The 23124-nt window shown below is 69.6% G+C and carries 23 protein-coding genes and 1 pseudogene; 11 read left to right on the top strand and 13 right to left on the bottom strand.

Annotated elements, in window-relative coordinates:
• Nucleotides 1-320 precede the first annotated feature (320 nt).
• A complete protein-coding gene (locus AB0L95_RS38235; protein WP_365170664.1) occupies nucleotides 321-497 on the bottom strand; it encodes a hypothetical protein in 177 nt (58 codons plus the stop codon).
• A 518-nt stretch (nucleotides 498-1015) separates the two neighbouring features.
• Here AB0L95_RS38235 and AB0L95_RS38230 point away from each other — a divergent pair.
• Nucleotides 1016-1933, top strand: coding sequence for a class I SAM-dependent methyltransferase (locus AB0L95_RS38230; RefSeq protein ID WP_365170662.1), 918 nt, complete (start codon nucleotides 1016-1018; stop codon nucleotides 1931-1933).
• Between the two features lie 521 nt (nucleotides 1934-2454).
• Here AB0L95_RS38230 and AB0L95_RS38225 read toward each other — a convergent pair.
• The 3 genes and pseudogenes from AB0L95_RS38225 to AB0L95_RS38215 form a co-directional block, all read right to left on the bottom strand.
• Entirely contained in the window at nucleotides 2455-2610 is a 156-nt protein-coding gene (locus AB0L95_RS38225) for a hypothetical protein (RefSeq protein WP_365170660.1), read from the bottom strand.
• A gap of 666 nt (nucleotides 2611-3276) precedes the next feature.
• Nucleotides 3277-4749: an aldehyde dehydrogenase gene (locus AB0L95_RS38220; RefSeq protein ID WP_365170658.1), complete on the bottom strand. Its 1473-nt coding sequence runs from the start codon at nucleotides 4747-4749 to the stop codon at nucleotides 3277-3279.
• A gap of 134 nt (nucleotides 4750-4883) precedes the next feature.
• A pseudogene (locus AB0L95_RS38215) lies at nucleotides 4884-5728 on the bottom strand (SDR family NAD(P)-dependent oxidoreductase).
• Nucleotides 5729-5897: 169 nt separating this feature from the next.
• On the opposite strand from AB0L95_RS38215, the gene AB0L95_RS38210 reads away from it, so the two are divergent.
• The 3 genes from AB0L95_RS38210 (at nucleotide 5898) to AB0L95_RS38200 (ending at nucleotide 7751) form a co-directional block, all read left to right on the top strand.
• Nucleotides 5898-6443 (top strand): TetR family transcriptional regulator, encoded by a 546-nt coding sequence (locus tag AB0L95_RS38210; protein WP_365170656.1) that lies wholly within the window; start codon nucleotides 5898-5900, stop codon nucleotides 6441-6443.
• Between the two features lie 134 nt (nucleotides 6444-6577).
• On the top strand, nucleotides 6578-6949 hold the full coding sequence (locus AB0L95_RS38205) for a peptidase inhibitor family I36 protein (RefSeq protein WP_365170654.1): 372 nt from the start codon (nucleotides 6578-6580) through the stop codon (nucleotides 6947-6949).
• 163 nt (nucleotides 6950-7112) lie between these two features.
• The gene (locus AB0L95_RS38200) at nucleotides 7113-7751 is read left to right on the top strand and encodes a TetR/AcrR family transcriptional regulator (RefSeq protein ID WP_365170653.1); all 639 of its coding nucleotides are present in this window, start codon (nucleotides 7113-7115) and stop codon (nucleotides 7749-7751) included.
• Nucleotides 7752-7969: 218 nt separating this feature from the next.
• Here the strand turns inward: AB0L95_RS38200 and AB0L95_RS38195 are convergent, their stop codons facing one another.
• Both AB0L95_RS38195 and AB0L95_RS38190 read right to left on the bottom strand, forming a co-directional pair.
• Complete coding sequence (locus AB0L95_RS38195) at nucleotides 7970-8416, bottom strand: MarR family transcriptional regulator (RefSeq protein ID WP_365170651.1); 447 nt, start codon at nucleotides 8414-8416, stop codon at nucleotides 7970-7972.
• Complete coding sequence (locus AB0L95_RS38190) at nucleotides 8413-8895, bottom strand: MarR family transcriptional regulator (RefSeq protein ID WP_365170649.1); 483 nt, start codon at nucleotides 8893-8895, stop codon at nucleotides 8413-8415. Before AB0L95_RS38190 ends, AB0L95_RS38195 begins: the two co-directional genes overlap by 4 nt.
• Nucleotides 8896-9153: 258 nt before the next feature.
• On the opposite strand from AB0L95_RS38190, the gene AB0L95_RS38185 reads away from it, so the two are divergent.
• Nucleotides 9154-9741, top strand: coding sequence for a hypothetical protein (locus tag AB0L95_RS38185; protein ID WP_365170647.1), 588 nt, complete (start codon nucleotides 9154-9156; stop codon nucleotides 9739-9741).
• Between the two features lie 134 nt (nucleotides 9742-9875).
• On the opposite strand, the gene AB0L95_RS38180 is transcribed toward AB0L95_RS38185, so the two are convergent.
• Nucleotides 9876-10850, bottom strand: a complete 975-nt coding sequence (locus AB0L95_RS38180) for an asparaginase (protein WP_365170645.1) — start codon at nucleotides 10848-10850, stop codon at nucleotides 9876-9878.
• 795 nt (nucleotides 10851-11645) lie between these two features.
• Nucleotides 11646-11864 (bottom strand): hypothetical protein, encoded by a 219-nt coding sequence (locus AB0L95_RS38175; RefSeq protein ID WP_365170643.1) that lies wholly within the window; start codon nucleotides 11862-11864, stop codon nucleotides 11646-11648.
• A 452-nt stretch (nucleotides 11865-12316) separates the two neighbouring features.
• Here AB0L95_RS38175 and AB0L95_RS38170 point away from each other — a divergent pair, with 452 nt between their 5' ends.
• From AB0L95_RS38170 to AB0L95_RS38145, 6 genes are all read left to right on the top strand, one after another.
• Entirely contained in the window at nucleotides 12317-13198 is an 882-nt protein-coding gene (locus tag AB0L95_RS38170) for a carbon-nitrogen hydrolase family protein (RefSeq protein ID WP_365170641.1), read from the top strand.
• Between the two features lie 36 nt (nucleotides 13199-13234).
• Complete coding sequence (locus AB0L95_RS38165; RefSeq protein ID WP_365170639.1) at nucleotides 13235-14623, top strand: APC family permease; 1389 nt, start codon at nucleotides 13235-13237, stop codon at nucleotides 14621-14623.
• Nucleotides 14624-14782: 159 nt separating this feature from the next.
• Nucleotides 14783-15448 carry an FCD domain-containing protein gene (locus AB0L95_RS38160; protein ID WP_365170668.1) on the top strand — a complete coding sequence of 222 codons (666 nt, stop codon included), beginning with the start codon at nucleotides 14783-14785 and terminating at the stop codon, nucleotides 15446-15448.
• Between the two features lie 53 nt (nucleotides 15449-15501).
• Nucleotides 15502-16980 carry an APC family permease gene (locus AB0L95_RS38155; protein ID WP_365170637.1) on the top strand — a complete coding sequence of 493 codons (1479 nt, stop codon included), beginning with the start codon at nucleotides 15502-15504 and terminating at the stop codon, nucleotides 16978-16980.
• 282 nt (nucleotides 16981-17262) lie between these two features.
• Nucleotides 17263-17367 carry a DUF5958 family protein gene (locus tag AB0L95_RS38150; protein WP_365170672.1) on the top strand — a complete coding sequence of 35 codons (105 nt, stop codon included), beginning with the start codon at nucleotides 17263-17265 and terminating at the stop codon, nucleotides 17365-17367.
• Nucleotides 17331-17609: a DUF5958 family protein gene (locus AB0L95_RS38145; RefSeq protein WP_365170635.1), complete on the top strand. Its 279-nt coding sequence runs from the start codon at nucleotides 17331-17333 to the stop codon at nucleotides 17607-17609. The genes AB0L95_RS38150 and AB0L95_RS38145 overlap by 37 nt, the downstream gene beginning before the upstream one ends.
• A gap of 209 nt (nucleotides 17610-17818) precedes the next feature.
• Here the strand turns inward: AB0L95_RS38145 and AB0L95_RS38140 are convergent, their stop codons facing one another.
• The 5 genes from AB0L95_RS38140 to AB0L95_RS38120 form a co-directional block, all read right to left on the bottom strand.
• Nucleotides 17819-18355 carry a hypothetical protein gene (locus tag AB0L95_RS38140; protein WP_365170633.1) on the bottom strand — a complete coding sequence of 179 codons (537 nt, stop codon included), beginning with the start codon at nucleotides 18353-18355 and terminating at the stop codon, nucleotides 17819-17821.
• A 376-nt stretch (nucleotides 18356-18731) separates the two neighbouring features.
• A complete protein-coding gene (locus AB0L95_RS38135; RefSeq protein ID WP_365170631.1) occupies nucleotides 18732-19463 on the bottom strand; it encodes a polysaccharide deacetylase family protein in 732 nt (243 codons plus the stop codon).
• Nucleotides 19460-20797, bottom strand: coding sequence for a glycosyltransferase (locus AB0L95_RS38130; RefSeq protein WP_365170629.1), 1338 nt, complete (start codon nucleotides 20795-20797; stop codon nucleotides 19460-19462). The genes AB0L95_RS38135 and AB0L95_RS38130 overlap by 4 nt, the downstream gene beginning before the upstream one ends.
• 842 nt (nucleotides 20798-21639) lie before the next feature.
• The gene (locus AB0L95_RS38125; RefSeq protein WP_365170627.1) at nucleotides 21640-22575 is read right to left on the bottom strand and encodes a M56 family metallopeptidase; all 936 of its coding nucleotides are present in this window, start codon (nucleotides 22573-22575) and stop codon (nucleotides 21640-21642) included.
• Nucleotides 22576-22578: 3 nt separating this feature from the next.
• On the bottom strand, nucleotides 22579-22971 hold the full coding sequence (locus tag AB0L95_RS38120; protein WP_365170625.1) for a BlaI/MecI/CopY family transcriptional regulator: 393 nt from the start codon (nucleotides 22969-22971) through the stop codon (nucleotides 22579-22581).
• Between the last annotated feature and the right edge of the window lie 153 nt (nucleotides 22972-23124).

Below are 23124 nucleotides of genomic sequence, written 5' to 3'. Positions count from 1 at the left end.
CGCAGGATCCAACTCCGACCCCACCTGACCGACGGCTGCCTCACCGCCACCGGCCTGGCTATCGACCCACCGACCCCACCCTGAAAACCTCAGTAAGCGCCGCAGAGGGCGTCCAGGCCGCCGAATCACGTTGAAGGGCAGCACCAACCATGCCCCCCCTGAACTCCGTCGGCGGATGCCGGGGGCCTTCGACACGGGTGGGCTGCGTTTCACCCGTACTCGCGAAGCAGAGCCTCGACACGCCGGCCGCCGGACAGCAAGTCCCTCACGCTGATGAGTCGCCCGCCCTCGCAGGGGGGCGACTCATCGCGATGCTGTGGTTACAGCGACCGCTCGATCCTCCGCTCCTCGACCTGCTCTTCCGCTTGGGTGTTCTCGTCGCGGACGGTGTACTTCGCCTGGGGCGACTCACCCTGGATACGGCGGATCTCTCCGGTGTGCTTCTGGTTGTCCTGTCCCTGGTACTGGACACGATCGCCCTTGTTGAACTGCGTCACTGTCTCCACCTTCCGAAGCTGACTTGCACGGGTTCGCCGGTCAGAGGTGCGAAACCCGACGCGCATCCGCTCTGAGCGCGGGGCGTAGTGTCATGACACCGCGACTGATCCGCCGCAGCGACCGCTATGGGCCGAACGAGGCAACGCGGTCCACGTCTGCCAGCTTGCACTGCTCAAAATGGCCAACCGTAGTTGACAATCCTCCGCTCACCTGCGGCGTTGTCGCCACGACTGGCCATCCTTTGATGACGGTCACAGCAAGGCAGCCGCGCTAAGGCGTGGTTCCAGGCCGCAATCAGGGCGCTGGCGAGGTCGCCGCCCTTGCGACGCCGGTGGAGATGGACCCCGCGGACCGGAAGCCGGCCACCTCGCCGTAATCGCCGACGGCGAGCTGCCCGGCCCGCACCGGCGTGGACTCGCCCGTGAACTATCCGGAAACGACCGTGGCGACCAGCCGGACCGTGCCTCGACGTTGCTGTTGACGTCGGCAGGGCGGGGGTGGTGTTGAATACGGCTCCATGAAGGAGAGTGGGCGCGAGGCGAGCCGGACGGCGGTGCTGGTCTGCCAGGGGCGGGCAGCCGCGGACGGACGGGTTGCCACAGGCCGGTTCGCGGATCTGGTGGCGGTGCGGCTGCTGCGCGTCGCAGAGCGGACGCCCGTGGACGAGGTGCGCGCGAGCACTCCGCCCAAGGGCTGGCAGGCGCGCACCGCGTACGAGAGTGTGCGGGCATGCGCCGAGGTGGTCGTGCCGCGGATGGTCGCGATCGACGACGCCCTGCGGGCCCACGTGACCGACCAACTCGTGATCCTCGGCGCCGGTCTGGATACGCGCGCGTGGCGTCTGCCCGAGCTCGCGCAGACGGATGTGTGGGAGGTCGACCATCCGGCCTCCCAGCAGGACAAGCGCGCCCGCCTCGCCGAAGCCGCGCACGTGGGGCGGGAGCCGGATGCGGGCGATCACCCCAGCGCCGAGCTACCGGCCCTCGCCCGTTCCGTGCAGTTCACACCGGTCGATTTCGCCGTCGATGATCTCGGTGCGGCGTTGGACGCCGCCGGGCATGACCCGTTCGCGCCGACGACATGGCTGTGGGAAGGCGTCGCCCCGTACCTCACACGCGACCAGGTGCGTGCCACGATGGCCGCTCTCGCCGCCCGGACGGTCCCGGGCAGTGCACTCGTCGTCAACTATCAGGCGCCGTCGGTGAAGGCCGACGCAGGGCGCCTGCTGACACGCGTGCTCGGCAGTTCCGCCACGTCGGGCGAGCCGTGGCGCTCACTGTGGCGGCCGCAGCGGATGACGGCACTGCTCGCGGAGTACGGCCTGCGGGTGGTATCGGACGACACCCTCCTCGCCCTCGCGCACGCCCTCGGCGGTCCGGCACAGCGGCGATCATCCTTGCAGTCGGGTCGCGTAGCCGTGGCAGAGAGCCGCTGACGTGAGGATGTGAATGAGACAGGGGTCCAGCCCCTGCCCCAGCCTCACTGAGAAAAGGCATCAGCTCACGAACCGCCCTCTCAGGCAACGTTGGCTCCCAGACGGTCAGTCCACGACACCAGTGTCAGGCAGCCGTCCAGCCACCCTCACGTTCCATTGGCCGCCATTCGAGATCACATTGCGTCCTGCCAAGACTTGCCCTCGACCCAGTGACGGAACCAGCCGGCGAAGCCGGACTCGCCGATGGTGAAGCCGAACTCGGGCCCATGGTCGAAGACCGGATCCAGCATCGGGCCCAGTTCGTCATCCGTCGGGCGGGCCGAAGCCGCAGCCGTCGGCTATCTCCGCGACGCAGGTCCGGTCGGGCTCGGGCAGTGCGATCCCGTGTTCCGTCTCGAAGGCGCGGACCGCCTCCCGGCCCAGGGGCTCCCTCGCATCGGGTCTGCCCTCCCGGGCGGAACCCGGCCGCCTCTGTCGGGCGATGCCGTGGTGAGCCTCGCCGAGGTGGGCGAAGCCGGTGCCTATTCCTCCCCGGCCCTCGCGGTCGGGGCGACGACCTCGATCAGTCCGGTCTCTACGTCGTAGACGAGCCCTGTCACGAGGCCTGCGGGCATCCTGGTCCTGAGGACCTCCTTGAGGAACCCGACGTCGTGCCGGACGGCGACGACCGGGTCCATGACGGCTGTGGTGCGAGAGGGAAGCCGCCCAGGTCGATGAGCACAGCGTGCCCGTCTCGATGGCGGAGGATGTTCCCGATGCTGGCGTCGCCGTGGATCATGCCGAAGGGAAGGACGAAGTCCAACCGGCCGTAGTCCTTGGCCAGGCTCGCCGCTCGCTCCTCCAGGAACGTCCGGTCCTCCCCCGAGACGCCGTCCAAGCCGTCGAGGGACGCCGCCGGATTGGCCAAACGTGTCGAAGTACGGCGGGCCCATGGATTCAGGTTCTTCAAGCCAGTGCAGGCGCCGCAGAAGATCGGCCAGCTCGCCGACCGTCGCGTACTCCTCGTGCTCCTGGACGCTCTCCCAGAAGGTGACCAGCAGGCCGCGAACGACGAGCGGTTGCGTAACCGACGCCGGCACACGCGTGGCCGGGCAATCCCGCGTCTCAAGCCACCGGGCCCGTGGGAGTCGAGCGCAACCGTCGCGCATGCTTCCCTGAGAACGGGCTCCAAGCTCTCCGCCGTGAACTCCGCGCCGCCGTCCGGTGTCCCGCTGCGGCCCGGGATCATGCTTCGACCATACGGGCCGGACCGACCGCCCGACAGGCCGCCTGCGCAATAGGGACGTAATGATCTTGCCCCGCACCCACCCGATGACAGCCTCCGGCGCAGGTCAGAGCGCCAATCACCTCTCGCTCTCACCTGGGCTCCGGAGCCGTGTGATGGACTTGTGCTCGACGTAGCCGGTGAGGCCGACCTTGCCGTACTCGCGGCCGAGGCCGCTGGCCTTGTAGCCGCCGAAGGGGCCGTCAAAGCTGATGGGCGAGCCGTTCAGGCTGACGCTGCCGGTGCGCAGCCTGCGGGCTACGGCCAGGGCACGCTCGGAGTCGGCGCTCCAGACGCCGCCGGAGAGGCCGTATTGCGAGTCGTTGGCGATGCTGACGGCGTCGTCCTCGTCGTCGTAGGCGATGACGGCCAGGACCGGGCCGAAGATCTCCTCCTGAGCGATGCGCATGGAGTTGTCGACGTCGGCGAACAGGGTCGGGGTGACGTAGTTGCCCTTCTCCAGCCCCTCGGGAATCTGCGGGCCGCCGGTGACCAGGCGGGCGCCCTCCTCGATGCCGATGTTGATGTAGTCGATGACGCGCTGCTGCTGGTCGGGGCGGATCATCGGGCCGATGAACGTGTCGGGGGCGGAGGGGTCGCCGACTTTGAGTGACTCGACCATGTCCCTGATAGCGGTGACGACCTCCTCGTAGCGGCTGTGAGGGGCGAGGATGCGGGTCTGCAGGATGCACGCCTCCCCGTTGTTCCCGAGGGAGCCGAAGCGCAGGCCGTGGACAGCGGCGTCCAGGTCGGCGTCCTCCAGGATGAGGGCGGCGGACTTGCCGCCCAGTTCCAGGCTGACCCGCTTGAGGTGCTCGCCCGCGATGGCGGCGATGCGGCGGCCGGCACGGGTCGAGCCGGTGAAGGCGATCTTGTCGATGTCCGGGTGGGAGACGAGGTACTCGCTGGTCTCGCGGTCGGCAGGAAGGATGCTGAGCACACCTGCGGGAAGCCCGGCCTCGTGCCACAGGTCAGCCAGCAGCATCATGCTGAGGGAGTTCTCCGGGGAGACCTTCAGGACGACGGTGTTACCGGCCAACAGGGCCGGGATCAGCTTGGCGGTGGCGGCGGAGAACGGCGAGTTCCACGGGATGACCGCGGCGACCACGCCGATCGCCTCACGCCGCACGATGGTGTCGAAGGCCACCGACGGGTCGGAGGGCTCTATGACCTCCTCCCAGCCGAACTCCTCGGCCGCCTTGAGGTAGGCGTTGACCTGGCGGGTGAGGAAGGGCTGACCGGCCTTGGTGAACCAGCCGGCCGAGCCGTTCTCGACGGAAATGGCCGCGGCAACCTCGTCGGCGCGGGCGGCGCGCAGTGCCTCGTAGCGTCGGATGATCTCCTGCCGCTCCTCGGGGGTGGTGTGAGGCCAGGGACCGTGGTCGAAGGCCTGTCGAGCCGCGGCGACGGCCGCGTCGATATCGGCGGGCGCGGCCTGGGCGACGCGGCCCAGCACGGACTGGTCGTGGGGGGAGACGATGTCGAGCAGCAGGCCGGGGGCGCTGGGGGTGACCCAGGAGCCGCCGATGTAGAGCTGGTCGCGAACAGTCATGATCCTCAGTTCTCTCGTGCGAAGCGTGGTGGGGGAACCCAGGGGCAGGGGTGGTGTCGCAGTGGCGGAGGAGACCCAGGTACGGCGGGCGCGGATGCGGAGGCTGCTGGTACCCACCCCGGGATCGGAATGCCTCAAGCGGTCTCGTGGTCAGTGGAGCGGCTGACCTCGGCCCATGCGTCGGCCTCCGCGAGGCGGGACCGCTCGGCGCTGACCGCGATTCCCAGAGCGTCGCCGCCGAGCAGCAGCCGACGCGGCGGCTCCGGCGCGTCCACGGCGGCGATGACGGCGCGGGCCATTCGAGCGGGGTCGCCGGGCTCGTTGCCGCTGTAAGCCGCGAACCGCTCCAGCCATGCGCCGACCGTCTGCTGATAGTCGGGCGTGACGGGGCCGGACGCCGCCGCGGCGCCGACCGCCCAGCCGGTGCGGATACCGCCCGGCTCCACAATGATCACCTTGACGCCGAACGGGGCCACCTCGTTCGCCAGCACCTCGGAGAACCCTTCGACCCCGAACTTCGCCGTCTGGTAGGCGCTGAGCCCAGGCGTGCCGCCGGCCCGCCCACCGATGGACGAGATCTGGACGATGTGTCCGGACCGCCGGCCGCGCAGCACGGGCAGGGCAGGGCAGCCCGGGTCACGTTGATCACACCGAACAGGTTGACCTCGACCTGCGCCCGGAACTCGTCCTCCGGGAAGTGCTCGATCGAACCGCTCGTGGCATAACCGGCGTTGTTCACGACGACGTCGATGGTGCCGAATCGCTCCACAGCGGCCGCGACCACACCCCTGGCCTCGGACGGGGACGTGACGTCCAGCGCCACGGTCTCGAGCCGCTCCGGATATTCCGCCTTCAGCTCCGCCAGAACCTCCGGTCTGCGCGACGTCACAACGACTCGGTCACCGGCCGCCAGAGCCTCGAGAACCAGGGCCCTGCCCAGCCCTTGGGAACCACCGGTGATCAGCCAAGTCCGCGTCATGGCGCACTCCTCATCGTCGCTGTCGTGTCTTGCCGCCCTCCAGGACGCGACTCCAATGTAAGTGTTATCGCTAGAACTGCAACGTCGATGTTGCATTAAATAGATGAGGTGCATCTCACCATGGGACAATGGCACCCTAACCACCACTGTCCGATAGGATCGCCGGACCATGAGAGCCGATGCCGCACGCAACCTGACCTCCGTCCTCCGGACCGGGGCCCGCCTCCTGGCGGAGGACCCGAGCGCATCGATGGCAGCCATCGCTGCGGCGGCGGGTGTCGACCGCACCACCGTCCATCGGCGCTTCGCGAACCGGGAGACGCTGCTGCGCGCGGTCTTCCAGGCCAAACTGGACTCGTCCGAGCGCGTTCTCGACGAGGCACGGCTCACCGAGGCGCCGGTGCCGGTCGCCCTCCACCGCTATCTGGAGGGGATCATTCCCGTCAGCCGAGAGTGGCCTGTGGATACCCGTCGCATGATGCAGAAGGACCCCGAAGCCAACGCTCGTCGCGCAGCACAGAGTGCGCGTCTGAGCGCCTTCGTCCAGCGCGCTTGCGATGAGGGCTACCTGCGCGCCGACATCGACGCGGCCTGGGCGCGTGCAGTCCTCGACGCACTCGTCGACAGCATCGCCCACCGGTTCCCGGCTGTGGATCCCCCACAGGCGGCCGACCTCGTCGCCGACGCCTTCCTGCGCGGCGTCGGCGCGGCCTGACCCTGCCCCTGTGCATCGCCTCGTGGACTGGTCAACATGCGGTACGCCGGTTACCTCCTGGAAGCGATAGGCGGCGCCCTGGCTCTTCCGGGACGATCCAGTTGAAAGATCACAACCGGACCTCTGGAGTTGCAGTGCTCGTCACGAACGTGATCCGCAAGAGCGCCGTCCTGGCGGCCTCTCTCGTACTCCTCACCGCACCCGCTGCGGCCGCGGCGCCGACGCGCCGAGCGGCCGAGCCCTGCGCCATCGAACACCTCTGCCTCTACTCACGAGGTCAGATGGAGGGCGCCATGGCGTCCTACACCAAGGGCGCCCGAAACACGGCGTTGCAGAACCTGCCCAAGGGAGGGTGGTCGGTGTGGAACCGCACCAGCGAGGAATGGTGCCTGTGGTACAAGACGGATTACGAAGGGGGCAAGGAGGTCGTGCGCCCGGGTAAGAAAGTGCTGGTCACCTCCTATGGGTACAAGTCGCTCTTGCCTCGGAGCGACTGGAGGTGCTGATCGTTCACGGCGGACCCGGGCCAAGGTCTTCGGCGACGACCTGGTCCACAACGTCGGGTGCACGTTTCACCCACCGACAGGCATGACGCAGGTGACTACGAAGTGCTCAGCAGGGCGAGGTATGCGAGCGCAAGTACGCGCCCACGCCGACGAGGATGGACCGATGACGGACAACGCAGCGACCACACCTGGCACCGCACTCCCCGCCTCGCCCCGCCGGGGCAGGCCCCGCACCCAGGGCATCGACGACAAGGTCGTGGAGGCGATGCTGCGGCTGATGCACCGCGGCATCGGCCTGCGGGCGATGCGGATGGAGGCCATCGTCGCCGAGGCCGGCATCAGCAAGGCCACCCTGTACCGGCGCTGGCCGAACAAGGAAGCCTTGCTGCTGCACGTTCTGGAGCGCCTCGCCGCCGAGACCGAGGACGACACAGACCTCTCCGCACTGCCCCTGCGCGAGGCGCTGCTCCAGGTACTGGAGGGTGTCCGGCGCACGTACCTCAGCGAACAGTGCGGCAGCAACCTCGCTGTCCTGACCGCGGAGATACGCACGCTGCCTGAGGCCAACGCCGCCTTCCTCCGCGAGGTCATCGGCCCGCGCCGACAGGCGCTGTACGACCTGCTCGCGGCTGCCCAGCGCCGCGGGGAGATCCGCGCGGGCCTGCCCCCGGAGCTGATCGCTGAACTCATCGTCGGCCCCGTGCTCTCACGCTCCCTGCTCCATGGCGACACGCCCCTGCCCGACGCCGATTTCTCGGAGCAGATCGTGGACTCGGTCCTTCACGGGATCGTGCCGCGATGAGCTGAATCCAAGGCCGCCGCCGAGTGGAACAGCGTTCCGGCAGTTCCAGGAAGTGGTCGGGCCGGTGGCCGCCAGCCGGATCAGGTGTCGGCACGCGGCCGCGGTTTCACCAGGCCCGATACGTCTTCCTGGACACCGCGACCGCCGCCGTGTTCATGATCTCGCTCCGATCGTGACGGGCGGTGCAGAACCGCGCGACAGAGCCGCGAGGCAGAACCTCAGGCATTGGCCAACTCGGCGTTCGCGCGCTCCGTGATCAGTGCCAGCACGCGACCCGCGACGGCAAGGTCCTCGGCCGGAATACCGGCGTACAGCCGGGCGGAGATCTCGGCGGTCTCAGCGGTGGTGCCCTCGTACAGCTCCCGTCCGGCGTCCGTGAGACGCATCCGGGACCCCTCCGCCGGATCCTCTTCCAGAAGCTCCGCGGCCGTCAGCTCCTCGATCACGGCGCGCACGACCGACTCGTCGGTCTTCAGCGAGCCCGTGACGTCGCGGACGAGCTCGCCGTAGCCGATGGACCCGCCCTCGACCATGACGACCCGGAGCGTCACACTCTGGTGGAACGTGGCGCCGTGACGGGCCAGCACGCCCTCCAGGAGGGCACGCGCGGCATAGTGCGCCAAGGCTATGACCCGGCCGTTGACGGTGGGTGCGGTGGTGGTCATGACTGCTCCTTTTCGTTCTCGGTGTATGGATCAAGAGGTGCGTCGAGCAGGGTCGCCAGCTCGCGGGTGAACTGCCTTGTGCGCGGACTGTCCTGGCCCCCGAGCGGCTCCAACAACTGGTCCAACAGGCCCTGGACCACCGTGATCGCGCGGCGCGTGACGTCGCGCCCCTGCTCGGTGAGCGACAGCTGCATGGCACGCGGATCGCTCGGGTCCCGGGTGCGGGCGACGAGTCCGGCGGCCTCCAAGGCGCGAGCGAGCTTGGAAACGTACAACGCTTCGAGCCCTGTGTGGTCGGCGAGCCGCCGCTGACTCGGCTGCAGCCCGGAGTGCCCCATGCCGTACAACGACGCCATCAACGAGTACTGGGCATGGGTCAGGCCCAGCGGTGCGACCGCCCGGTCGACGGCCACCCGCCATTTCATCGACAAGCGCCAGACCAGAAACCCCGCCGTGGCGCTCTCAGTTGCTGAACTCACAGCAGATACATTACATGGCTACTATGTACATGGCTACTATTTTCTCGCCGTGACTGCCGGCATCGACACCGACCGCGGTCAGCGCGTGCACCATGACGGTGCGAGCAGTAACTGTCCTGCCGCAACTGGTGGATGGCCAGTCCGCAGGCTGGTGGGTGCCCTCTTCGCCGAGCGGGCATGGCGATGGTCAAGACTGCGTCATGTGATACCAGCGGCTGAGAGGGCGGGAGTTGCCCGACGTACTAAGGGAGCAGACAGATGCGCCTCCCGACGAAGGGCAACTCCTTGATCCGCCGACGCACCGTCCTCAGCCTCGTCGTAGGGCTCACCTCCGCGTTCCTGCTGGGGGCGTGCGGCTCCTCGAACGGCACCAGCACCGGAGCCGCTGCCCCCGTCGCCCCGGCCGCGTCGGATCCCGCGACCTCCGCACCGGCTGACTCAGCACCGGCCGACAGCGACGACTCCGGGAGCGGACACATCGGCACGACCACCGCGGTGATGGCCAAGGCGATGAAGGGCACGGGCAACGTGGTCACTGACGACAAGGGGATGACCCTCTACCGCTACGACAGGGACCAGGCGACTCCCTCCAAGTGGACCTGCGCCGGTGCGTGCACAAAGACATGGATACCTGTCATCGTGCAGGACTCCGTACAGACCTCGGGGGTTGAAAGGGGCCTTCTCGGCACGGTCCACCGGAACGGCATGAAGCAGCTCACCCTCGCCGGCTGGCCGTTGTACAGGTACGTGGGCGACACAAAGGCCGGGCAGGCGAACGGCCAGGGCAAGGAGAAGGAGTGGTACGCCGTCACCCCGTCCGGAGAGAAGTCTGCTTCGACAGGCTGACGCCCCCGGCTTGATCACCACGGGAGGGCCTGCCGCTTGCCGTGGAGCGGGCCGCTGCTGTCAGATTTCTCCTGGTATCTCGCTGTTGTGTCGACCAGGCGCTCCCACCCGGGCCCGCCCTTCGCAACGTCTCGTCAACCGTGCAGGGAGAATGCATCGGCCACGGCTGTATGGTCGGCGCCGGTGGCGAGCAGGAGGCGGAGCAGCACGCGGGCCTTGTACGGATCGAGCAGGCCGCCGTTGATGAGTCCGCGGCGTTGCAGGTCGGTCTCGGAGCCGATCGCGCCGTAGGTCTGGCGGAGCACGGAGCCGCCGCCCGCGCGGGAGGCGAGGACAACCGGGATCCGTTTGGCCAGGTCGCCGAGTGTGGGTGCGAGAGCGGACGGGACGTGCCCCACGCCGAAGCCGGCGACGACGAGTCCCTGGTGGGTGCGTGGGATGTCGGTCAGGTACGGGGCGTGATCGTCGAGAGTGACCGTGTGCAGGGCAACCCGCGCCGCTGCGAGCGGGGCCCCGGCCGGGGCCGAGAGCGGGTCCCGGCGTGATGGCCGTACGAGAATGCGCACATGACCTTCGATGACGTGGCCTATCGGGCCGCTGTTGGGGGACGCAAAGGAGGCAGTGCTCGTACTGTGGGTCTTGCGCACGCTACGTGCGGCGTGGATCTCGTCGTTCAGGACGACCAGCGCGCCCAGACCACGCGCTGTCGGCGCGGCCGCGGTGCGCGCGGCTGCCAGCAGGTTCGCAGGACCATCCGGCCCGGCGAGGGTGGGATTGCGCATCGCCCCCGTGAGCACGAACGGAGCCTCGTGCGGCCAGACCAGGTCGACCAGGAAGGCCGTCTCCTCCAGTGTGTCGGTCCCCTGAGTCACGACGACACCCGTGGCGCCGGCCTTTACGGCGCGCGAGGCTTCATCGACCAGGTCAAGGACTTGAGCGAACGTCAGGTCCGGACTTGGAACGGCGTGGGTGTCATGCACCTCGAGTTGCAGGTCCGTCGCCCCGGGCACGGCGGCGACGAGATCGACTCCGGTCAGACGCCTGACTCCGGCATCGGTGTGGCCAGCCATGGCGATGGTCCCGCCCAGGGTGAACAGTGCAATGCTCATCGAGTTCCTCACGGCTCCTGCACGTGCTGGTGGCCATTGACTTCGTGGTCTGCACGATGGCGCGCTGGAAAGGTACTGCAGGGCTCACCCCCGACGATACGATCGTCGGGCAGCACCGGTCTCGTCACTGCCGGGATCTTAGTACTGCAACGGATCCGTGCCGCCGATACCCACCTCGGCACCGGGTTCGTCGCCACCGGCGACCTGCTCCCCCTACTGGACGACACCGGCCACGCGGACGCCGCCGCCCCATCGGCCACCACCGCGCGTCGTCTTCCCGGACGGCACCGTGCAGGCCGTCACGTCCGGCACCTGCAGGGCCACCCATCCACCGGCTCGTGTACGCCGGGTCGACCGCGACCAGGATGAGTCCCGCACGGGGGACCATCGCACCGAGCCGGTCGCGGAGCTTCCCTGTTGGGATACTTGCGACCATCCGCCGGAATCGTTTGCCCCGCGCGCGGCAGCCCATCGTCTCCCGACTTGCGGCGCTGGCCTCCGACCGGGAAGACGGTCAGATCGTCGGTGGGCAGCAGGATCACGTCGGCGGCCTTCCCAGGCATGAGGCTGCCGGGTCGGGCGGCGTGCCCCTACGCCTGGGCGCCGTCGACGGTGGCGAACTCCAGTAGGTCCCTGACCATCGATGACACCCCCGGCCGCCGGGGGTGTCATCGATGGTCAGGGTCGGGCGCGGGCCGGCGGCCGACACCCGGTCGGTCAGCGACCGGCTCGGCGCCTCCCACAACGCGGCGACGGCGGCGTCGGCGCGCTCGGGGCTCTGCGGGGGCAGTGGACTCAGTCCAGCATCGTGGTCACGCCCGAGTGCAGGGCCTCCACTCGACCGAGCAAATTACCCAGGTAGGCGTCCTCGGGCCGGTAACGGGCCGGAGCGTGCTGTGGATCAACGCCAGGCGGTCGGCGAACGTCCAGTCCGCGCGGACACCGCGGACCGCCGCCTGCCAGGTGGGTGTCGACGAAGCCGGGCACGACGATCCGGTCGGCCGCGTCGATCACCTCGACTTCGCTTTGATTCGTAATGACATCAGGTTGTAACTACCACCGGGGATCACTGCCACGACCGCGGCGCGGTGCCACCGATGCCGCACGGGGGCTGGTGCTGGACGTCATCAAGCAAGGCGCGCACCCCCGCCACCGCACCCTGCCCCCGGACACGCACATGCTGCGCCTGCGGTTGTGTTCGCACGAAGGGGGATCCAGTACCGCCGAACGGTCAGGTACCCGCTGCTCCGGCCACACGTCTGACCCATCCCGTCATCACCACAACAAACGCGGACGCCCCCAGCCCCAGGGAGGCGTCCGCGCCGTCAGGACGCCCGGGGTCCGCGCCGCGGGGTCTTGTTTAACTGTTCATCATGCTCTAATTTTCCACCCATGCCGGAACGGCTCGTTCCAGCCTGCCGCTCACGTCGCATTTTGGCTGCTTCGAATTGTTTGGAGGTCTCGCCATGCCTCGGCTCCTGCCCATCGCGACTGCCCAGGTCGCCCCCCGACCAGCCGCCACCGCGCTCGACGGCTTCGCCTCCGAGGTGACCGAGCTGCTGGCGGCGCACCCCGAGACACGACTGGTGATCCACCCCGAGATGCACCTGTGCGGCGTCGACGGTACGACCGAGGAGCGCCACGAACTGCTCCAGGCCGCCGCCGAGCCACTGGACGGGCCGCGCACCCGGCAGCTCGCCGAACTCGCCGGAGACCTCGGCGTCTGGCTCTTCCCCGGCACCGTCTGCGAACGCGGATCCGACGGCGCCCTGTTCAACACGGCACTGGCGTTCTCCCCCGAAGGGCGCCTGGTCGCCTCCTACCGCAAGATCTTCCCGTGGCGGCCGTACGAGCCATACGACCCGGGCGACCGCTTCGTGGTCTTCGACCTGCCCGAGGCCGGCCGGATCGGCTTCGCCATCTGTTACGACAGCTGGTTCCCCGAGGTGGCCCGGCAACTCGCCTGGCTGGGCGCCGAAGTGATCGTCAATCAGGTGGAGACCACCACCGCCGACCGTGAGCAGGAGCTGGTCCTCGCCCGGGCGCACGCCATCGTCAACCAGCTTCACATGGTCAGTGTGAACGCCGCCGCACCCGTCGGCACCGGCCGCAGCCTGATCGTGGACCCCGAGGGCCGGGTCACCGCCGAGGCCCCAGACGCCGAGCCCGTCGTCCTCACCGAGGTACTCGACCTTGACCAGGTCACCCGGACCCGCACTCTCGGCACGGCCGGGCTCAACCGCATGTGGGAGCAGTTCACCGACACCGACGCCCCCATCGAACTACCGCTGTACGCAGGCCGGATCGACCCCCGCCGCTGGCGGCCCGCGTCCGCTCCCCGCGCCTGACCCCGCCCTCGTCCCCGCACCCCTTAGCGAGTCCCCATGAACAACGCTTCACCCGCGACCCTCACTCGCGCGCTCAAGCTCCGGTCGGTCGTCCTGTTCGGCCTGGCCTACATGGCACCGCTCATCGTGCTCGGCACCTACGGCGTGATCGCCGGCGCCACCGACGGATCCGTACCCAGCGCCTATGTACTGGCCCTGGCCGCGATGCTGTTCACCGCGCACAGCTACGGCCGGATGGCCAAGGCACACCCCGTCGCCGGCTCCGCCTACACCTACGTACGCCGCGAGATCGACTCCCGCGTCGGCTTCCTGGTCGGCTGGTCCACCCTCCTCGACTACTTCTTCCTGCCGATGGTCATCTGGCTCATCGGCGGCGCCTACCTGCAGGCCGAGTTCCCGGCCGTGCCGTTCTGGGTCTGGATCGTCGGCTTCATCGCGATCACCACCGCGCTCAACGTCATCGGCATCAAGGCGGCCGAGCGCGCCACCGACCTGCTGATGGCCTTTCAGGTTCTGGTGATCGGCTTCTTCGTGGTGCTCTCCGTCGCCCATGTGATGCATCTGGGCGGGGCCGGGTCCGCGTTCAGTATCACGCCCTTCGCCAACCACTCCACGACCTGGTCCGGCGTCTCGGCCGGCGCCGCGATCGCCGCGTACTCCTTCCTCGGGTTCGACGCGGTGACCACGCTCACCGAGGAGACCCTGGAGCCGCAGCGGACCATTCCGCGCGCCATCATGCTCACCGCGTTCATCGGCGGCGGCATCTTCGTCCTGGTCGCCTACACCACCCAACTGGTCCACCCCGGCAGCTCCTTCGCCGACCCCAACTCCGCCGCCTTCGAGATCGCCAAGACCATCGGCGGCAACCTGTTCTCCTCCTTCTTCCTGGCCGGTCTCGTGGTCGCCCAGTTCGCCTCCGGCCTGGCCGCCCAGGCCAGCACCTCGCGGCTGCTGTACGCCATGGGCCGCGACTCGGTGCTGCCGCGCGGCGTCTTCGGTCGGCTGAACGAGCGCTTCCGCACCCCCGCCGGCAACATCCTGCTCACCGGCGCGGTCGGGCTCATCGCCCTGAAGCTCAACGTGGCGACCTCGACCTCCTTCATCAACTTCGGCGCGTTCACCGCGTTCACCTTCGTCAACCTCAGCGTGATCGCCTCCTACCTGCGCAGGCGGCGCGCCGGGGAGCGCCCGCACCCGGTCTCCTACCTCGCGGTCCCGGCGGTCGGCGCGGTGATCGACGCCTGGCTCCTGGCCAACCTGGACGGCGCGGCGCTGACCCTCGGGCTGATCTGGCTCGGCCTGGGCATCATCTACCTCGGCTACCTGACCCGCGGCTTCCGGGTCGCCCCGCCCGAGATGTCCTTCAGCGAATCCGATGAGGGCGAATCGGCCCAACCGGCCCCGCAGAGCGAGGCCGTCGCCTGAGCCGCTGACGGACCGGAGGCGGCCCGGCGCCCCGCGCGTCCCGCCTCCGGTCTGCTGCCTCGAGCAACGGATGGTTAGAGTGACTGCGTGGTGAACCCGGCAGGCAAGTTCGTCCCCTTCGGCCCTGGAGGACGCCTCCCTGCGGCGTCGGCCGCCGGGGTGGCGGGCGCGCGCGCTCTGCTGGGCGGCGGCGGGCAGACCGGGGCCGAGCTCGTCCGCTCCCGGATCGCGCTCCAGGTGCGGCTGGCATCGGTGCTCCCCGGCGACCGGCTACCGGACACCGGCGTCCTCGCCGACGAGCTCGGGATCAGCGAGATCACGGTGCGCCGCGCCCTGGAGGGCATGTGCCAGGACGGCCTGCTCGACCGGCGCCGTGGGCGGGCCGGCGGGACCTTCGTCGCCTCGGCCTGGGAGACCGTCGTCGCGGTGATGCAGGACGCGGAGGCGGCAGCCTCGCTGGACTCGTTCCATCTGCTGGTGGAGTGCGGCCTGGTGGCGCACAGCTGCGGCGAGGTCGAGGCCGAACGGCTGGAGGGGCTGCGAGCGCTCGTGACCGAACTCGACCTGGTCGACGATCCGGCTCGACTGCTTCAGCTGGAGACCCGGTTCCACCTGGAGCTGGCCGAGGTGCTCGGCGGTCCGGGGATGCGCGAGCTCGCGGCCGACCTGCTCGGCCGGTTGTGCCTGCTGCTGCCCGCACCCGAACCCGCCATGCTCCGGGAACGGAACCGCTGCCACGCCGAGTTGCTCGACGAACTCACCCGTGGCGCCACGGACCTGGCCGTGCGGGCGGTCAAGGCGCACCAACGCGTCCAGCCGGTGTGACCGAGTGAAGCCCAGGTCACGCAAGGAACCGCACGGCCGCAGAAGGAGAAGCCATGCCAGACCCCGGAACCCCGGGAGCCGGACCACCTGTCGCCTCGCACCCCACCCCAGGTGAGCCCCAGCGGCTGCCTGGCGGTGTCCTGGGGATGGCTGACATCGCCGCCGCCACCATGGCCAACATCGGCCCGGCCATGAGCTTCTACTTCGGCTTCGCGTTCCTCACCACCACCTCGGGCGTGGCCTCCCCGCTCACCGTCATCGCCGCCGGTGTCGCGGTGGCCCTGCTGGGAAACACGCTCGCCCAGTTCTCCCGGGCACACCCGTCGGCGGGCGGTTTCATCACCTTCGTAGGCAAGACTTTCGGGCCGGTCAGCGCGGTGACCACGGCGCTGCTCGTCGGCGTCGGCTACATCATCGGCATGGCCTCGGTCATCGCGATCTCCGGTGGCTTCCTGGAGATCACCTTGCACCGGTACACCGGCCTGAACGTACCGTGGATCATCTGGACGCTACTGCTCACCGCTGTCTCGGTGGCGCTGATGCTGCGAGGCGTGGTGGTCTCCACCAAGCTGGCAGGCTTCTTCTTCGCGGTGGAGATGGTGGTCCTGGTGGTGGTCTCGATCGCGGCGATCACCAGCCACGCGGGGCACCTGTCCGCCGCCCCGTTCCTCCCCAGCCACCTCAACAATGGGCTGAAAGGGCTGGCCGGGGGGTTCCCACTGGCGGTCTACCTCTTCGTCGGCTGGGAGAACTCGGCGGCGCTCGCCGAAGAGACGGAGAACCCCCGGCGCAACGTCAGCCGCGCTGTCTTCTCCTCCGTGGCGATCATGTCGGTGAGCTATGTCCTCTTCTCCTACGCCACGGTGACCGGCTTCGGCTACGACGTGCACAAGCTCGGCGGCGCCCAGATCCCCTTCATCAGCGTGGCCCAGAACACCCTCGGTGCGCTCGCCTTCCTCGCCTACCTCGGCGGGCTCACCTCCACCCTCGGCGCGCTGATCGCCGGCACCAACTCACAGGCCCGGCTGGTGTTCAACGCCGGACGCGACGGACTGCTGCCGTCCTTCTTCGGCTACGTCCACCCGATCCGCCGCACGCCCACCAACGCCATCCTCGCCTTCACCGCCACCGCCCTGCTGATCATCGGTGGCTGGGGACTGGGTCATGTGCTCGGCCACCACAGCGGTTCGATGAACCCGGTGGCCTTCTTCGCTGAGGCGTCGACGATGGGGACCATCTTGATCCTCCTCGTGTACCTGGCCTCGAACGTCGCACTGCCTCTGTACTACCGCAGATACCGGCCGCAGGAGTTCCGCGTGGTCAGGCACCTGGTACTGCCCGCCCTCGGTGCCCTGGCCATCGTGGTCCCGCTCTACTACCTGGCCAAGCCCGGCCAGCCCGCCCCCTACAGCTGGTTCCCCTACGCGGCCGTCGCCACAGTGCTCCTCGCCCTCGGCTACGCGACGCTCCTCGTCCGCCGGGACCCGTCACTCGGCGACCGGGTGGGCTCCGTCGTGGCGGACATGGAATGAGACACGCATCGGCCTACGAGTACGGCGCCGCTCGTGAGGAGGCTGCGCGGCGCGGTCGAGATCGGTTGTCACCGGCCGGAGCACGAAGCGGGGCGGCAGGTGGCGCCCGGCAGGTGACTGCCGCGATCGCTCGAAAGTTCCAGACCGGTTCGCAGTGGGGGTGCAGCTGCTGGCCGAGTACGACTGCCGGGGCTCGATGACTCAGGGACCGACGGTCAACGGGCCGCATGCGTTGCGATGCATGAACCGCGTCGAAATTCCCCTCCACGGGAGAGCAATGTCATGAACGAGCATGACGTCATACTCAACGAACTCGCCCAAGGGCTGCGCCCGATGCCGCAGGGCATTGAGTGGTTCGACGCACTCAACTCAGAGGCGCAGTCGTAGACACTGCGACACCTGTCGCACACTGCCTCCAGGCTCGTATCACTGCCGACGACGGACCGGAGAGCGTTCGCCGAGCCGGCCTGCGCCCGACACACACGCCCGCAGTACTGATCACCGAGGGTCGGATCTACCAGCGACTGGGCAAGATCGCCTGGCTCGCCCCTCCCGACGAACGCCGTCGCGAGCGCTTCTGCTCCGGCGGCTGCGCTCGCTGGTGGCACAGGCTGTCCGTCGCTGACTGATTCCCATGGCAAGCAGCGTCGGATCGTGACGGCCACTGCGACGCAGTCGCGGACCACGGCGCCGCCCCAGTACGCCGGATGCGCCGCGCGCTGTGCCCAGGGCTTCCTCGGCGGCCGGGTACGCGAGGGTGACGCCGGTCCGGCGAGGGTGACGGTGATCGGGGGGTCGGGACAGCGATTCAAGGCCTCGGTCGTCCGTTGTCTCCGCATCACCAAGCCCTCCCCACGGCCTGAGCTACCGTGCGGGGATCCCGGTTGTGGAGCAGAGCGTCAACCACGCACCCGAGCAGCTCGCCGACAAGTTTGAACGCCATCTCGGAAGCCCCCAACTCATGGAAGCCCGCGCGGTCGACCCGTAGCAGCCCGGCCGGCAAGGCTGCGACCGCCGGGTCCCCGGCCAGCCCGTCGAGCGCGGCATCGGCGAAGTCGCGCGGCATTCCGGCTACCAGCGGAGGGCCGAGCTCGCCGGCGCACGTGGCGACCGCGCCAAGCCCCATCTCCTCGCCGAAAGGGACTTCGAATACGATGAATGTTCCCTGCGGGTCCGGCGAGAACGCGGCTCCGAGCAGGGCCCTCATGGTCACTCCGCCGAACGCCCGGCTCAGTTCCACAACAGCCCGCACCTCACGCCCCGGGCCGGGCGAGGCAGAACGCGCACAACGGGCGGCACGTACCCCGACGTACGCAGCAGACACCTCGTCCGCCCGCACCGCGACACGACGGCCGCCCTCAGCAATGACGATCACCGCGGCTCCATCCCGGGCACGATGCCAGTCGTATGTTGAACAACATCTCAGGCAACTGATCTATCACTTCGGGTGCGTAGTACTTCATCAAAGGGTGCGCCTGCAACGCACCCGAGTCTGGGCCGCAGGAGCTGGTACGGACGCAGTCCCGCGGTGCGGCCGGCACATCGCACGGCGGCACCATCGGGAAGGTGTGAGGAGCTCCCGTCGAGCTTCGATGAGCGTTTTGTCCTGGCAAGCGTGTTCGGTATGGCCGCCATCCAGGGTGATCAACAGTCCTTTGCGAGCGCTACCGCTTGGCGGAGACAGTCCATCCGCTCAACGGCCGTCGGCTTCGGCACGCACCCAGGCGGGCTTTCGTACGCCCGATACCGCCCTACCCTGCAACTCCGTGCTCATGGAGGGGGCCGACCTGCCAACCGCGAGCAGTGCACGTGTCGAGGATGCGGGGCAGCGCCCCCAGGGTGGTGCGCCAGGAGCCGGTGGCGGAGGTGCAGTCGGAGTCGTGCAGCAGGATGGTGCCGCCGCCGCGCAGGTCCCTCAGGACGGTGTCCTCGACGGATCGGGGCGTGGCCCGCTTGCGCCAGTCCTCGCCCCAGCAGGTCCACAGCACAGGGGTCAAGTCTAGGCGGCGGCAGGCCAGATGGGCAGCGGTGGTCATCACTCCGTACGGCGGCCGGAAGAGCGTCGGCGCTCGGCCGGTGACGTCGGCGACGGCGTCGCGGGCGCGGGCGAGGTCGTCGTAGGTGGCGCGGGGGCCGCGCACCAAGAGGGGGCGGTGGTGCCAGCCGTGGACGGCGATTTCGTGCCCGGCGCCGGCCATCTCCTTGGCCAGCCCGGGCGAGTGGACCAGCATCGAGCCGAGCAGGAAGAAGGTGGCACGGACCCCGCGCGCTTCGAGAAGGCTGAGGAAGTGCGGAGTGGACAGATGGTCGGGGCCGTCGTCGAAGGTGAGGGCGATGTGGTCCGGCCGGCCCCGCCCGGCCAGGCGCGGCATGGCCGTGTTGCGCAGCGGCCCGAAAGTGGAGATCACGGGTGCCGCGTGCAGGGCGGCGAGCGCGGGCAGGACCGCGGCCGAAGCGAGCAGGGCGGGGCGCGCCGGGGTCATCGCCTGTCTCCGTCCAGGTAGTGGGCTACGGCGGTGAAGCGTGCGGGGGCTTCGGAGTAGGCGTAAGCGAGCGGGGCGGCGACGCCCAGGGAGACGGTGGTCGCCACGGTGGTGGCGGTCAGGGCGAGCCGCCGGCGGCCCAGGCGGCGGACCGTCCGGGACGGAGCGGGCGGTGTGGGCGCGCCTCCGCATCGTGCAGCGACGGCGGGTAGCGGCCCGGGGGCGGATCGATGCAGGGCGATTCCCGCCGCGCGTTGAGCCTGGCCGCGTTCCCCGTGCAGGAGTTCGGCGAGCACGGGACCCAGGTCCTCAGGGGTACGGATCCAGGCGGCGAGTCCGGCCTCCTCCAACGCTTGGGCATTCGTGCGGCCGTGGCCGGGGATGCAGCGATAGCTGGCCACCGGCAACCCGGCGGCCACTGCCTCCAGTGAGGTCAGCCCGCCGGCGTTCTGCACCAGAACGTCGCAGGCGTGCATCAGCCCCGGCATGTCGTCCACCCAGCCGAAGACGTGCTCGATGCCGTCCTGCCGCAACTGTTCGGCGAGAGCCTGGTTCCGCCCGCACACCACCACCGGCACCGCCACTCCCGTCTCGCGTATCTCGGCGGCGGCCCGTCGCACCGGGCCCACCCCCCACGAGCCCGCGACCAGCAAGGCCAGCGGCACGCGCTCCGGCAGACCGAACCGGGCGCGTGCGGCGGGGCGTTGACTGCCAGTGGTGGGGGCGAAGCGCGGATCGGTGACGGGGCCGGCGACCGTGACACCAGCCGCGCCCTGCGCATGGGCCTGGGCCGCGGGTATCGCGTGCACGGCCAGGTGCGCGTCGATGCCGGGGGCGACCCACATCGCGTGGACGGAGAAGTCGGTCAGGTAGGTGAAGGTGGGCACCTTCAGCAGGCCGCGCTGCCGCAGCGCGCCGAGGACCTGGCTGGCCCCCGGGTAGGTCGAGATGACCGCGCACGTGTCCGGACCCAGTGCCCGCAGCGTGGGCTGTTCGGCGCTGCGGAACAGCGCCCGCCACACCGCACCGGGGCGCGAAGCCTGATCAGTGGCCTTGTAGAGGCGCTGGTAGCCCTCCGGAGCCCAGGTCAGCAGGCGGTGATAACCGCCGCACAGCAGCTTGCCTGCGCGCGCGGGCAACAGGTCGAGGAAGTCGTACCGGTCCACCAGGAATCCGTGCGCGGTCAGGCGATCGGTGAGCCCGGCGGCGGCGCCGTCGTGTCCGGCGCCGACGCTCGCGGAGATGACGGCGATCCGCCGAACTCCTGGCTCCTGCGGTGGCGCAGCGGACAGGGGAGGCATCGGGCCCGGCAGCGGGTCGTGACGGTCGGGCACGGTCGATCAGCCTCCTGAGGGGATGCGGGGGCACGGCTGGGCAAGCCCAGGGCCAGGACGGCGCCGTGCGCAGGCCGAGGCCGCGCCTGTACACGGACCTGGACCACGGAGCGATTGCGGAGGCGCCGACAGCCGAAGCTACTACATGATGTAGAAATTAGGGAACGGTCATCCCGGGGCGAGGAGTTCGGGAGCGGACCCCGAACCCGGCAGCTCAGGAGTGTGCATACACGTTCTACTACAAGACGTAGAAATATAGGTAAGAGGAGAAGTAAACGGAGAGGGACGATCCGCCGACGGCCCCAGGTCTCACGCCCTTCGCAGGTGCGTCCAGGCACACCGCCGTGGCCGTCGCGACAGTGGCCGCCCTGTTCCTGTCGGACCGCCGTCTCAGCGTCATCGCCGCGGTCTTCGCTGTGGCGGAGGACTTCACCCGGGTCTACGTCGGGGCCCACTCCCCCCACCATGACCCGCTCGGCTCGGCGCTCCTCGACCTCCCCGTCGCCTACCTCACCAGCCTGGCCTGCACCGCTGGGCCACCCGTTGGCCGCCGCACTGAGCCGCGGCGCGCTGCGCCTCATTGGCCGTTACGTCGGCCGGCACCTCGTTGCATGGTTCGGCCGCTACGCGCTGCCGAGCCCGGCGCGTCGCCGATGCCGGGGCGTTCTTCAGCGTTCCAGCACGAGGGGCAACAGCCAGGCCACCCGGCGGGATGGCGAACGCGGCGCACGCGGGGAACACGGTGGCCCAAAAACCGTACTACTGGCCGAACGCAACACGGGGGTGTCGTCGACCGTCCGCTGCCAAGCCTCAGGAAGCAGGCCGGGCAGCGCCCGGGACGGTTACCGCATGCGCAACTGCGCGGCGGTAGCGGGCGCGTGCATCGCGGCCTCGAACAGCCGCTCCGTGTCGTGCGCCGTGATGGCCAGGCTCGCACAGCAGACCGCCATGAGAACCGCGAACGCCGCGGTCATGCCCCGGCGACGGGGCATCGGCGGATCCAGCAGCGCCCGCACACGCTGCGGCACCGGCCCACCGGTCGCGGACAGCGCCGCCCGCCTGGCCCGGCTCGCTGCCAGGGCTGCCCGCGCTATCGCCCGTGCGACCAGCGGCCGGTCTCCCACGACGACACCGGCCGCCTCGTCCGCCCACCGCTCCACTGCGAACGCTCCTGCCCGCTCCAATGGCCGCAGCAACGGGTTCACCACCGCCGTCAGATGCAGCACCAGCGAGAACAGATGGTGCCGATGCCGAAGGTGCGTCCGTTCGTGGGCGAGCAGAGCCTGCCGCTCCCGCGCGTCCAGCACCCGCAGCATCCCGGAGGAGACCACCACCCGCCCCGGCATACCCAGCACGGCGAACGCCGTCGGCACCGGATCATCGACCACGGCCAGGTCCCCGCCCGCAGCCAGCTCCCGGCACTCCCGCCAGGCGCCGACCAGGGCCCGCCCGTGACGCCAGGACGCCACCGTCACACTGACCACCACGAGCATCACCACCCCGGCGCACAGGGCGGCGACCTTCCGGCTCACCGGATCCTCCGCCGCCAGCACACTCACCGACCACGGCCCCTGTGCCGCCACCAGAGGCACCTGCTCCACTGCGGTGAAGGCCAGAATCGCCAGCTCGGTCACCCACGTACCGGCCGCGACGACCGCCGCGCACACCATCGCCCATGTCCCCGCACGCGGCAGCATCCGACGCCCCACCCACGGCGCGACCAGCGCCAGCACCGCGCTCACCAGCAGCGGCAGATACATCGGGACCGGCCAGAACACGTGTCACCCGCGGTCGGGGGAGTCGCCGTGCAACAACTGTTCCAACAGCTGCTCGTCCTCCGCCGAAAGCTCCGAGACGAACCGGGCCAGCACCTCCGCACGATCCCCGCCCTCGTCCAGCAGCGAGTGCATCCCTGCCGCCGCGAGCCCAGCCTGATCGTCGACGGGGACATACACATGACCGCGGCCCTCCCGCTGCCGGGTCACCAGCCCCTTGTCGCACAGCCGCGTCAGGATCGTCAGCGCCGTCGTGTACGCAGCTCCGGCCACCTGTTCCTGGACCACCGCCGCGGTCACCGGTCCGCCGGCCGCCCACAAGGCAGCCAGCACCTCCCCTTCCAGCTCACCCCGCGCACGCCGCCGGGCCTCTCCCCGGCCGCCCTTACCGCCCGCCACCCGGCACCTCCTCTTCTCCCTACCAGCAGGGCTGTCTTCGACCATCCAAACTACTACGAGACGTAGAAAGGCAACCATCTCGACGAGCGGGCCGGGCACCGAGCCCCCAGGGGAAGGTCACCAGCTGTCGACCAGGGCCTGAGCCGGGAGGAT

This window comes from Streptomyces sp. NPDC052036, assembly GCF_040680495.1.
GTDB lineage: Bacteria > Actinomycetota > Actinomycetes > Streptomycetales > Streptomycetaceae > Streptomyces.
Note: the sequence above shows the minus strand (reverse complement) of the source record. Positions and strands in the feature narration are given on the sequence as shown.